Below are 11673 nucleotides of genomic sequence, written 5' to 3'. Positions count from 1 at the left end.
CCTCCTACGGGGGCCCACCCCCCTTCCCGGGTGGCGGGGCCTCGGCGTGTTCCGGCGGTAGACACGGGAGCGCCGGGCGGGGGGGACCTCGTCCCCCCCCGCCGGGAGTTCGCCGACGGGCTCCGGGGACGCCCGCCCGTCGGCTGCGGGAACCGGTCGGAAAGAATGAAGACTTTCGTGCGGTAAGGCCGGTCGTCCCCGTGACGGCCGGCGGGAGAAATGCCAGAGAGATTCTGTCGGCGCGAGAGCGCCGGAGGAGGAGCACACAGTGCGCAGTCTGCTGCCGTTCTTGAGCACCAAGCCGCACGCGGGCGGACGTTCCGCCCTCACCTGTCGCTACCGCTGTGGCGACGCCTGCTTCATGGAGGTGCCGAACACCAGCGACAACGAGTACGCGGGCGACATCATCGCCGCGGCCGTCTCCCGCCGTTCGGTGGTGCGGGCCACCGCCCTGGTGACCGTGGCGACCGCCGCCGGCACCGCCCTGACCGCCGTCCCGGGCACCGGGGCCCAGGCGCACGCCGCCCCGGTCGCGGGCCGGGGCCACGGCCGCCCCGACGGAGCGAGGGGCCTGCGGTTCACCCCCGTACCCCCCAATGTGAACGACGCGGTCACCGTCCCCGCCGGACACGCCCAGGGGGTGGTGATCCGCTGGGGCGACCCCATCCTGCGCGGCGCGCCCGCCTTCGACGCGGAGAACCAGACCGCGAAGGCCCAGGAGGGGCAGTTCGGCTACAACAACGACTTCCTCTCCCTCCTGCCCCTGCCGGGCGAGCGGGGCCGGCAGGTCATGGTCGCCAACCACGAGTACACCAGCGAGCAGCTGATGTTCCGCGGCTACGACCCCGAGAACCCCACCCGGGAACAGGTGGAGATCGGCTGGGCCGGACACGGGCTCTCCGTCGTCGTGGTCCAGGAGGAGCGCGGCACCGGCAGGCTCACCCCCGTCGTACGCCACCGTCTCAACCGCCGCATCACCGCGACGACCGAGTTCGAGGTCACCGGACCGGCGGCCGGCAGCCCGCTGCTCACCACCTCGGCCGACCCCACCGGGACCAAGGTGCTGGGCACCTTCAACAACTGCGCGGGCGGCACCACCCCCTGGGGCACCACCCTCCACGGCGAGGAGAACATCAACCAGTACTTCGCCAACGGCACCCGCGCCACCGACCGCCGCTACGGCCTCCCCACCGGGGTCACCGAGCGCAAGTGGGAGCGGTTCGACCGGCGCTTCGACGTGGCGCTGGAGCCCAATGAGCCGCACCGCCACGGCTGGGTGGTCGAGCTCGACCCGTACGACCCCGACTCCACCCCCCGCAAGCACACCGCGCTCGGCCGTCTCAAGCACGAGGGCGCGGAGCCCCGGCTCACCGCCGACGGCCGCCCGGCGGTCTACACGGGCGACGACGAACGCTTTGAATACCTCTACAAGTTCGTCTCCTCCAAGCGCATGCGTCAGGGGCACTCGCGCGCGGCGCGCCGGCACAACCTCACCCTGCTGGACGAGGGCACGCTGTACGTCGCCAAGCTCACCGGCGACAGCCCGGAGGCCATCGACGGCTCGGGCAGGCTCCCGGACGACGGCGAGTTCGACGGCTCCGGCGTCTGGATCCCGCTGGCCACCGGCGATGTCTCCCATGTGCCGGGGATGACCGCCGACGAGGTGTACGTCTTCACCCGCCTCGCCGCCGACAAGGTCGGCGCGACCAAGATGGACCGCCCGGAGGACGTCGAGCCCTCGCCGCGCACCGGCCGGGTCTATGTGGCGCTCACCAACAACACCGACCGGGGCAAGCCCGGCAAGCCCGGCGCGGACGAGGCCAATCCGCGCAACCTCAACAAGCACGGCCAGATCCTGGAGCTGATGGAGGACCGCAACGACCCGTCGAGCACGACCTTCGCCTGGCGGCTCTTCCTGGTCGCGGGCGACCCGGCCGACCCGGCCACCTACTTCGCGGGCTTCCCCAAGGAGAGAGTCAGCCCCATCTCCTGCCCGGACAATGTGACCTTCGACCCGCACGGCAATCTGTGGATCTCCACCGACGGCAACAAGCTCGGCTCCAACGACGGGCTCTTCGGGGTCGCCACCCGGGGCGAGCGGCGCGGTGAGCTGAAGCAGTTCCTGAGCGTGCCCGTGGGGGCCGAGACCTGCGGTCCCATCGTCCAGGACCGCAGGGTGGTCGTCGCGGTCCAGCACCCCGGCGAGGTGGACGGAGCCTCCGTCGAACTGCCCGGCAGCACCTGGCCGGACGGGCCGGGCAAGCTGGTGCGGCCCGCCGTGGTCGCCGTCTGGCGCGAGGACGGCCGCGACATCGGCGTCTGACCCGCACCCGCCCCAGCCCGGTGCACGGACACCCGGCGGCCTGGATCGCTCCCCGAGCGGATCCCGGCCGCCGGGCCGTCACCGGCTCATCCGCTCACCGGCCGCACAGGCCGCACCGGCTCATCACCGCCTCTCGCGCTCCAGCAGGACTCCGGCCAGGGCGACCTGCGCGGGCTCCAGCGCCGCCTTGCCGTCCTCCACGTCCCACAGGGCGTTCTGCAGTACGCGGCCGAGCGTCCAGCCGATCGCCCGCCGCCGGTCCAGCCCGAGCACCTCGGTGAGCAGGTCGAAGCGGCGGAGCACCGTGCGGCTCACCCCGCCGGGCACCACCGTCTCCTCCCACCGGCTGTCCAGCGCGGGCCACAGCTCGAACCCGGGGTCACCGGCCAGCGGTTCGGGGTCGATGGCCAGCCACGGCTCCCGCCGGCCGGCGAGGACATTGCCGTAGTGCAGATCCCAGTGGAGCAGCCGGTCCCCGGACTCGCCGATCAGCTCGGCCACGGCGGACGCGCAGCTGCGCACCAGCCGCCGCTCCGCCGGGTCGCGCAGCGCCCGCACCGCGCGCGGCGTCTCGTCGAGCATGGCCGCGGCGATGTCGGACAGCCGCCGCAGCCCCGGCGGCGCCTCCACGGCGACCAGGCGCGCCAGCAGCTCCGCGAGAATCCCCATGGCGGCCGAGTCGTCGGCCACCGCCGACAGCGGGCGGCTCGCGTCCAGCCGCTCCAGCAGCATGGTCCCGGACTCGGGATCGTGCTCCAGCAGACGCACCATTCCGTCGCCGTTCCATGTCCGCAGGCCGCTCGCGGCCCCCGCGTTCTCCTCCTTGGCCTTCTGGAGCTTCAGCGCCGCTCCCGTGCCGTCCGCGCGGGTCACCGGCAGCACCAGAGAGGCCATCCCGTGCCCCGGGGGGCCGTCCGGGCGCAGGCTCCAGCGGTCCAGGAACTCCGCCGCCAGCGCGGGCAGCGCGGCGATCCAGGTCCGGCCGGACGGGTTGTTCCGGAGGTACGACGCGACGAACGCGTCGGGTACGTCTGGTACGTCGGGCACATCGGGTACGTCGACAGGGGTCGACGGATTCATGTCGGGGTCTCCTTCGTGGGTTCGGGTTTCTCCGTGACACGAAGGAGCGGCGGGGGCGCCCGGGCCTCGGGCATGCGTCAAAGCATGGGATCACCTTAGGCGAACACCCCCCGCCGGGCCCGGGATTATTATCCCGCGCAGGTCTCCGTCCGTCCTCGGGTGTCACTCGTGCCGGTGTCTCCGGGCGTGTGCGCCGGGCCGCGGGCACCGGTGCGCGGGACGATGACCGGATGCGCCAGCGGTCCGTACTCCTCGTCCTGTCCGTCTCCGTCCTCCTCGGCCTGTCCGCGTGCGTCTCCGTGCCGGCCGAGCCCACGGGCGGGCCGGGCGCGCCCGGCCCGGCCCAGGACGGCGGCCGGTCGGCCCTCCCCGCCGGGGGCCGGCACCCCGCCGAGCCCACCGGCCGCGAACAGCTCACCTCCCCCAGCCACAAGCCCGCGCCCCGCCCCGCGAAGCGACCCGACGACAGCGCCCGCCACCCTTCCCACCTCGACCGCCCCCTCCCCGCCGTCCCCACCCTCCGCACCCCCCAGCCGCCTCCGCCGAGCCGGCGCGTCCCCTGGCCGGGGGCCCACGAGCCGCGCCCCTCGGTACCGAAGCCGCCCGCGCCCCGGCCGGGCAAGACCTACGGCATGAAGGACATCTGCGACAGCTCCGCCGGAATCACCGACCCCTCCGTCACCGTCCTCTGCCGCGACGCCTACCGCTGAACCGGCACCCCCTCCGGGCCTGTTGGCACACGCGTCCCCCGTACGAACTCGGGTGCGGCGGCGACCGCCGCTCCCGCACAATGCCCGGATGGCCGCTCACAACCACGCTTCGCCGCCGGGCCGGAAGGCCCTGCGGCATGTCGCGCTCCTCTCCACCGGCGGGCCCCTCCCTCCCGACGTACGGGTGACGATGCACTTCCACCCCGATCGCACGGCGGGAGACCGCCCGATCCTGGACAGCATGGCGGCGGACGGCGTCTATCGGTCCCAGTTCGTGACCGGCACCGGGAACGGCGGTCTGACCGCTCACCCCGGCGGGGACCGATGGCGCTGGGAGAGCCGTATCTTCGCGGGCGCGTACGATCACGCCCCGGCCCGCGAGCGCCCTGTGTACGGCGCGCTGAACCACCGCCACGACCCTGTCGGCGCCGCGCCCCGGTTCGGCTCCTCGTACTTCAGGCTCACCGCCGAGGCGCTCGCGCGCACCACGTTCTGCTATCCCGACAGCTCCACCGAGCCTGTGGACTTCGGCGTCGCCGCCCACTGCTCGCTCATCGAACTGGCCCGGTCCGGCGGGCTCGACGCCCTGGACGGTCACATCGAGGCACAGATCCACGGGCCGGTCGCTCTCGACGCCGACGTGGAGGCGCTGGTGCTGGACCCCAGCTATCGCGGTACGGCGGTCGAGGCCGCCGCTCACCGGCTTCCGTGCCCGGTGGAATGGCATCCCGGCTTCCGGCTCGGCGTGGACGAGCTGCGACGCCGTCCGGGCTACCGGGGGCAGCGGTACGTGGACCTGGGCGCCGAGATCGCGGTGGGCGGCTCGCTCACCCCCGAGGTCGTCGGGGATGCCGCCCGTTCGGGCCGGTACGCGCTTCAGGACCTCAAGAAGGTCTGGCACTGCCTGGCGCGATTCGGCCACCCGTCGTACCGCGCCGGAGCCGGGGTGCCGGAGTGCGGCCGGCCCCCGGCCGGAGGCGTATGTCCTAAGGAGCGGTGATGTGGAAGACGCCGCACTGCACGGACGGCGAGAGCACCACCCAGTGCGGGCTACACCCCACCACCACGTTCGGGTTCTGCTCCGAGGAGATGACGATGTCGCCGAAGTCGAGGGCCGAAGCGGCGGTCGTGGTGCCGAGGATTCCGGCGGCGGTGAGGGCGAGGGTGGTCAGGACGGCGCGGACGCGCATGATGGTTCTCCTTGACGGTCGATGGACCAGAGAGGGGGGAACTTCCGCTGAAACGTTCCCGCGCGGTCGGCCGGGGCATCGCGACATGCCGGTACGCACCTGATTGGCGGCCGGGTTTCACACGGCCGCAGCAAGGGGATCCGCCGTACGGCGGCCTGTCCGGCGCGGCCGCTACTCCGTCCGGTCGGGGGCGGACCAGAGATGGTCGAGGGCTCCGAGGACGAGCCGGCAGACGGCGTCGGGATCCGCGCCCGCCAGGGGCTCGCGGGCGACGACCGTGCGCATGAGGCCGATGCCGAGCAGCCAGGCCATGGCGAGGTCGGCGCGCAGGGCCCCGTCCTCGGCGCCGGAGAGTGTGGCCAGGGCGCTCTGGTACTCCTCGCCCAGCTCCCGCAGGGTTCCCGCCTCCTCCTCGCCCCGTCCGACGGATCGCAGATAGACCTCCAGCGAGCGGTCGGCCGCGCCGGTGGCGCTCCCGGTCAGCAGCGAGCGCAGGGAGGCCTCGAACAGCTCCCCGGGGGGCGTCGCGCGCAGCCGCTCCAGACCGCCCTGGGCGACGACCTCGGTGAGCAGCCCCTGCTTCGACCCGAAATAACGGAACAGCAGCGCCTGATTGGCCCCGGCCCGCTCGGCTATCTCGCGGACCGTCGTCCCCTCGTAGCCCCGCTCGGCGAACAGGTCCCGGGCCGCTTCGAGGAGCCGCAGCCGGGTGGCGGCGGCGTCGCGGCGGCGTTCTCCGGCGGGCGGACAGGGAGCTTCTTCCACGAGGGTGTTCCTTTCCGAAGGTTCGTCAGAACAACGTCTGTATACGGTCGTTGACCGCCCCGGAGGCCGGGCCTACCGTTGTAAGCAGATGCTTACATCTGGGAGGCCGCAGTGACAGCCGACACCACCACACCCCTTGCCTACCCCTTCAACACCGCCGACGGGCTCCAGCTCGCCGACGCCTATGAGCACGCCCGAGACCAGGAGGGCCTGCTCTCCGTCCGTATGCCCTACGGCGAACCGGCCCTGCTGGTCACCCGTTACGCGGACGCCCGGTTCGTCCTGGGCGACCAGCGGTTCAGCCGCGCCCTGGCCGCCGAGCACGACGCGCCCCGGCAGTCGGAGGGCCGTAATGACCGGGGGATCCTCAGCATGGACCCGCCCGACCACACCCGGCTCCGCTCCCTGGTCGCCAAGGCGTTCACGGTCCGCGCGGCCGAGCGGCTCCGGCCCCAGGTCAAGGAGTTCACCGCGGGCCTCCTCGACGCGCTGGAGGAGACCGGGGCCCCCGCCGACCTGGTGGACGGCTTCGCGCTGCCGCTGCCGGTCGCGGTGATCTGCCGGCTGCTCGGGGTGCCCCTGGAGGACCGCCCCCGCTTCCGGATCTGGAGCGACGCGGCGCTGTCGACCAGCTCCCTCACCGCCGCCGAGGCTGAGGCCAACCGCGAGGAGCTGCGCGTCTACATGGCGGGGCTGATCGAGCGCCACCGCGAGGAGCCGCAGGACGATCTGATGACCGCGCTCATCGAGGCCAGGGACGGCGGCGACCGGCTCTCCGAGGAGGAGCTCGTCGATCTGTGCGTGGCCGTGCTGGTCGCCGGGCACGAGACCACCGCGACCCAGATCCCCAACTTCGTCCTCACCCTGCTGGACCACCCCGATCAGCTCGCTCTGCTGAGGGCCCGCCCGGAGCTGATCCCGGGCGCGGTCGAGGAACTCCTGCGGTTCGTGCCGCTGGGCAGCGGCGCGGCCCACCCCCGGTACGCCACCGAGGACGTCGTGGTCGGCACCACCCTCGTCAGGGCGGGCACCCCGGTCCTGGTCGCGGCGGGCGCGGCCAACCGTGACGCGATGAGGTTCACCGCCCCCGGCGTCCTGGACATCTCCCGCGAGGGCAACCAGCACCTCGGATTCGGCCACGGGGCGCACCACTGTCTCGGCGCGCCGCTGGCCCGGCTGGAGCTCCAGGAGGCCCTGGGCGGGCTGATCTCCCGATTCCCCGGGCTGCGGCTGGCCGGTGATGTGGTGTGGAAGACCGAGATGCTGGTGCGCGGCCCCCGGGCCATGCCCGTCGCCTGGTGACCGGCGTGAGCCGGAGCGTACGGGTCGACTCCCGGCTCTGTCTGGGCTCGGGGATGTGCGCCGCGATCGCCCCCGAGGTGTTCGCGCTGGACGGCGATCGCGCACGGGCCCGTGAGGACGGCGCGGAACCGGACGAACGCGCCCTGGAGGCGGCCGAGATCTGCCCGGCCCTGGCGATCACCGTCCACGAAGGGACCGCCGTGATCGGCCCCCGCCGCGAATGAACCGAAGTGGAGCGAGCGCGGGGGATTCCCCCACAGGGTTCCGCCGCGCCCGCTCCTCCGCCGGCTCCGGCTCACGCTTCCCGTGCGGTGGTCCGGAGCCGGGGGAGGGCGACCGCGGTGAGCGCGGCGGCGGCCAGCGCGAGCCCGGCGGTGACGAGGAAGGCACGGCCGTACCCCGCCGCCAGCGCCTCCCGGGCTCCGGCCCCCGCGCCCTCGGAGGCCCTGGTCGCGGCGGCCGCGACGGTGGCGAGCACCGCGAGGCCGATGCTCCCGCCGCACTGGCGGCCCGCGTTGAGGAGTCCGCTGGCGAGACCTGCCTCGTGGTGGGCCACCCCGGAGGTGCCCATATAAGTGTTGGTGACCATGCTCAGCCCCATGCCGACGCTCGCCACCAGGGAAGGCCCGAAGAACCCGCCGACCAGGGTCGATGAGGCGTCCGCCAGACTGAACCAGGCCATTCCGGCGGCGAGGAGCAGCAGACCGCCGACGATGAGCAGCCGTCGGTCCACCGTCTTGACGAGGCGCATGCCGGCCACGCTGCCGCCGATGGCCCCGAAGCAGAAGGGCAGGAAGGCGAAGCCCGCCTCCAGAGGGGTGTGGCGCAGCACGTCCTGGAGGTAGAGCGAGGCCAGATAGAAGCCGCTCACCATCGCCGCGCCCACCAGCAGCGAGTTGACGTTGGAGAGCCACACGGTGCGGGTCCGGAGTATCCCCAGCCGCACCAGCGGGGCGCTGCTCCGCCGCTCCCACAGGGTGAACGCGAGGCCGAGGAGCACGGCCAGGCCCAGGACGGACAGGGTCCGGGCCGAGCCCCAGGGGTGCCGGTCGGTGCTCAGAACGCCGTAGACCAGGGCGGTCATCGACGCGGTGCCGAGCACCGCACCGAGGATGTCGAGCCGGGGCCGCTCGCTCGTCGGCCGGTCCCGTACGGCCGCCATCGCTATCGGCAGGGCCACGGCGATCAGCGGCACATTGATCAGCATCACCCAGCGCCAGCCGAGCAGATCGGTGAGCAGTCCGCCCGCCAGTACGCCCAGGGCGCTGCCGGAACCGGCGACGGTGGCCCAGGTGCCGACCGCCCTGCTGCGGGCCGGGCCCTCCGCGAAGGTGACCATGATCACGGTGAGGCCGATCGGCGCGAGCACCGCGCCCGCCAGCCCCTGCCCGGCCCGGGCGGCGATCAACTGGCCCGGGGTCTGCGCGAAGCCGCCCAGCAGCGAGGCGATCCCGAACAGCAGCAGCCCGGCGATCATGGTGCGGCGGTGTCCGAACAGATCGGCCAGCCGCCCCCCGAGGAGCAGCAGCCCGCCGAAGACCAGGGTGTAGGCGTTCACCACCCAGGCCAGCGAGCCCGCCGAGAAGCCCAGATCCCGGCTGATGGCGGGCAGGGCGACATTGACCACGCTGATGTCCAGCGCCACGATGAGCTGGGAGAGACAGACCGCGGCCAGCACCAGCCCGGTGCGGGCGGACGGCCCCCGGCCTTTCGCCCCCGTGGCGCCGGGGAGCGGTCCGGGCGCGGTGTCCCTGGTCGGGGAGAGGCCGCCGGAATCACCCATGGTTACCTCCTGTGTACCCGAGTCACAACTGCTCAGGTAAGGTATGCCTAAGTCCACTTGTGTGCAAGCTGGAAGGGTTTTCCGAGACCCCAACTGCCGTGCGGAGCAAGTTGATTCGTTCGGCGAGAGATGGTTAGGCTTTCCTTATCAACTTATGGACTGCTGGGTGCGAACGGGGGAGGCCTGGTGGTGAAGGCGTTGTGTCGTTTTCCCGGAGCGACGGTGACCGGGTGGTGAGGCGGTACGGTCCGGCGGCGACAGCCTCGGCCGAGTCCCCGGATCCGCCGGGCGGTTCGTCCCCCGTCCTTCTGACGAAGACCGCGGAGGAGCCGGCCGCGACGGCCCCCGGCCCGCCCGTGGGGGCCGCCTCCCCTTCGCCGCGCCGCCGGGCCGCCACGAAACGCTGGGGCGGCCTGCTCGCCGGTGCCGTACTGCTCGCCGGAGTCTGTGTGCTCAGCCTCTCGGTCGGCGCGCGGAGCATCCCGTTCACGGCCGTCTGGGAGGTGCTCTTCGACGGCAGGGGCGGCGAAGAGGGCTTCATCGTGCGGGAGCTGAGGATCCCGCGCACCGTGCTCGGGCTGCTGGCGGGCGCCGCGCTGGGGCTCGCCGGCGCGCTGATGCAGGGGCTGACCCGCAATCCGCTGGCCGATCCCGGACTCCTCGGCGTGAACAACGGAGCCTCGGCCGCCGTGGTGGTGGCGATCTCCTTCCTGGGCGTCGGTTCCCCGATCGGCTACGTCTGGTTCGCCTTCCTGGGCGCGGCGGCCACCTACACCCTGGTCTATCTGCTCGGCTCCACCGGCCGGGCGGCCACCCCCGACCGGATGGTGCTCGCCGGGGCGGCGATCAACGCCGCGATGATCGCCTTCGTCTCCGCCGTCCTTCTCCATGACGTGGAGACCTTCGACAAGTTCCGCTTCTGGGACGTGGGCTCACTCGCCGGCCGCGATCTGGCGGTGGCCCTCCAGGTCGGCCCGCTGATCCTGCTGGGCGTGGTTGTGGCGCTCGCCCTGGCCCGCCCGCTGAACGCGCTGGCCCTCGGCGACGAGACCGGCCGGGCGCTGGGCGCGCACACCGAGCGGACCCGGCTGATCGGCGCACTGGCGGTCGCCCTGCTCTGCGGCGGGGCCACCGCCGCGGCCGGGCCGATCGCCTTCGTCGGCCTGGCGGTCCCGCATGTCGTCCGGCTGCTCACCGGCCCCGACCAGCGCTGGGTGATGGCCTATTCGCTGGTGCTCGCACCGGCCCTGCTGCTGGGCGCGGACATCGCCGGGCGGCTGCTCGCCGCGCCGGGGGAGCTGGAGGCGGGCATCGTCACCGCGTTCCTGGGCGCGCCGGTCTTCATCGCGCTCAGCCGCCGACGCAGGGTCACCGGGCTGTGAGCGCGGTACGCGGGGGTCCCCCCGCCCACAAGTCCGCCGGGCCCCACAAGTCCGCCGGGCCGGGCAGGCCGGTCACCGGACGGGTGCTCCGCACCCCGGCCGGGGCGGTCTCCCTCCGCTTCCACTTCCGCTCGCTGGCCGCCGGGGCGCTGCTGGCCGCGGTGACCGCGGTCGTGGGCGTCGTGAGTCTGACCACCGGCAGCTATCAGGCCTCGGTCCCCGATGTGATCGCCACGCTGTTCGGCGGCGGCCCCGCCGGGCTGGACTTCATCGTCAACGAACTGCGGCTGCCCCGGCTGCTGGTCGCCGTCATGGTCGGGGTGGCGCTGGGGATGAGCGGGGCGATGTTCCAGAGCATCTCCCGCAATCCGCTGGGCAGCCCGGACGTCATCGGCTTCACCACCGGCTCGGCCACCGGCGCGCTGATCGTGATCCTGCTGCTCGGCGGCGGCCTCCAGGGCGTCGCCGCCGGCGCGGTCGTCGGCGGTCTGGCGACCGCCGCCGTGGTCTACGGGCTGGCCTTCCGGCGAGGGGTGCAGGGCTTCCGCCTCATTCTGATCGGCATCGGCACCACCGCGATGCTCGCCTCGTTCAACGCCTATCTCCTGACGCGCGCTGCACTCGCCGACGCGCACACCGCGCAGCTCTGGCTCACCGGCAGTCTGAACGGCCGCCGCTGGGAGCACGCGCTGCCGCTGGCGCTCGCGCTGCTGGTCCTGGTGCCCGCCGCGCTCGCCCTCGGCCGGCGGATGTCGCTGCTGGAGATGGGCGACGAGACGGCCCGCGCCCGGGGCGTCCCCGCCGAGCCGACCAGGCTCGCCCTCCTGGTGACCAGCGTCGGGCTGACCGCGGTGGCCACCGCCGCCGCGGGCCCCATCGCCTTCGTGGCGCTCGCCGCCCCCCAGCTCGCCCGCCGGCTGACCCGTTCGGCCGGGTCGGGACTGCTGCCCGCCGCGCTGATGGGAGCCCTGCTGCTGGTCGTCGGCGACCTGGCCGCGCAGCGGGTGCTGGCCCCGACACAACTGCCGGTCGGCGTCGCCACCGCGGCGCTCGGCGGGGTGTATCTGGCCTGGCTGCTGAGCCGGGAATGGCGGAACCGCTGATGGCGCGCCCCCGCCGGGACGTCGCCGGAATCCAC

General features: G+C 73.4%; 11 protein-coding genes. 7 read left to right on the top strand and 4 right to left on the bottom strand.

What is annotated here, in order from left to right; translation table 11 throughout:
* The first annotated feature begins 268 nt into the window (after positions 1–268).
* Positions 269–2323 (top strand): PhoX family protein, encoded by a 2055-nt coding sequence (locus IE247_RS17320; RefSeq protein WP_190124044.1) that lies wholly within the window; start codon positions 269–271, stop codon positions 2321–2323.
* A 123-nt stretch (positions 2324–2446) separates the two neighbouring features.
* Here IE247_RS17320 and IE247_RS17315 read toward each other — a convergent pair whose 3' ends face one another.
* Positions 2447–3403 carry an aminoglycoside phosphotransferase family protein gene (locus IE247_RS17315; RefSeq protein ID WP_190124043.1) on the bottom strand — a complete coding sequence of 319 codons (957 nt, stop codon included), beginning with the start codon at positions 3401–3403 and terminating at the stop codon, positions 2447–2449.
* Between the two features lie 230 nt (positions 3404–3633).
* Between IE247_RS17315 and IE247_RS17310 the strand changes: the two genes are divergently transcribed.
* Positions 3634–4113, top strand: coding sequence for a hypothetical protein (locus IE247_RS17310; RefSeq protein ID WP_190124042.1), 480 nt, complete (start codon positions 3634–3636; stop codon positions 4111–4113).
* Between the two features lie 88 nt (positions 4114–4201).
* A complete protein-coding gene (locus IE247_RS17305) occupies positions 4202–5113 on the top strand; it encodes a DUF3626 domain-containing protein (protein ID WP_229869175.1) in 912 nt (303 codons plus the stop codon).
* Here IE247_RS17305 and IE247_RS17300 read toward each other — a convergent pair.
* Positions 5100–5303, bottom strand: coding sequence for a hypothetical protein (locus IE247_RS17300; RefSeq protein WP_190124041.1), 204 nt, complete (start codon positions 5301–5303; stop codon positions 5100–5102). The two genes, IE247_RS17305 and IE247_RS17300, sit on opposite strands and share 14 nt — an antisense overlap.
* 171 nt (positions 5304–5474) lie before the next feature.
* A complete protein-coding gene (locus IE247_RS17295) occupies positions 5475–6068 on the bottom strand; it encodes a TetR/AcrR family transcriptional regulator (RefSeq protein WP_190124040.1) in 594 nt (197 codons plus the stop codon).
* A 111-nt stretch (positions 6069–6179) separates the two neighbouring features.
* Between IE247_RS17295 and IE247_RS17290 the strand changes: the two genes are divergently transcribed.
* Together IE247_RS17290 and IE247_RS17285 are read left to right on the top strand one after the other, a co-directional pair.
* The gene (locus tag IE247_RS17290) at positions 6180–7370 is read left to right on the top strand and encodes a cytochrome P450 (RefSeq protein WP_190124039.1); all 1191 of its coding nucleotides are present in this window, start codon (positions 6180–6182) and stop codon (positions 7368–7370) included.
* 5 nt (positions 7371–7375) lie between these two features.
* Complete coding sequence (locus IE247_RS17285; RefSeq protein ID WP_308433242.1) at positions 7376–7594, top strand: ferredoxin; 219 nt, start codon at positions 7376–7378, stop codon at positions 7592–7594.
* 71 nt (positions 7595–7665) lie between these two features.
* On the opposite strand, the gene IE247_RS17280 is transcribed toward IE247_RS17285, so the two are convergent.
* The gene (locus tag IE247_RS17280; RefSeq protein WP_190124037.1) at positions 7666–9153 is read right to left on the bottom strand and encodes an MFS transporter; all 1488 of its coding nucleotides are present in this window, start codon (positions 9151–9153) and stop codon (positions 7666–7668) included.
* A gap of 356 nt (positions 9154–9509) precedes the next feature.
* On the opposite strand from IE247_RS17280, the gene IE247_RS17275 reads away from it, so the two are divergent.
* Positions 9510–10535, top strand: coding sequence for a FecCD family ABC transporter permease (locus IE247_RS17275; protein WP_190124168.1), 1026 nt, complete (start codon positions 9510–9512; stop codon positions 10533–10535).
* Complete coding sequence (locus IE247_RS17270) at positions 10532–11638, top strand: FecCD family ABC transporter permease (RefSeq protein ID WP_229869174.1); 1107 nt, start codon at positions 10532–10534, stop codon at positions 11636–11638. The genes IE247_RS17275 and IE247_RS17270 overlap by 4 nt, the downstream gene beginning before the upstream one ends.
* Positions 11639–11673: the final 35 nt, after the last annotated feature.

The sequence above is a fragment of the Streptomyces inusitatus genome (assembly GCF_014651115.1).
In the GTDB taxonomy this organism is placed as follows: domain Bacteria; phylum Actinomycetota; class Actinomycetes; order Streptomycetales; family Streptomycetaceae; genus Streptomyces; species Streptomyces amakusaensis.
The sequence above is the reverse complement of the archived record's forward strand: the minus strand, read 5'-3'. Positions and strand labels throughout refer to the sequence as shown.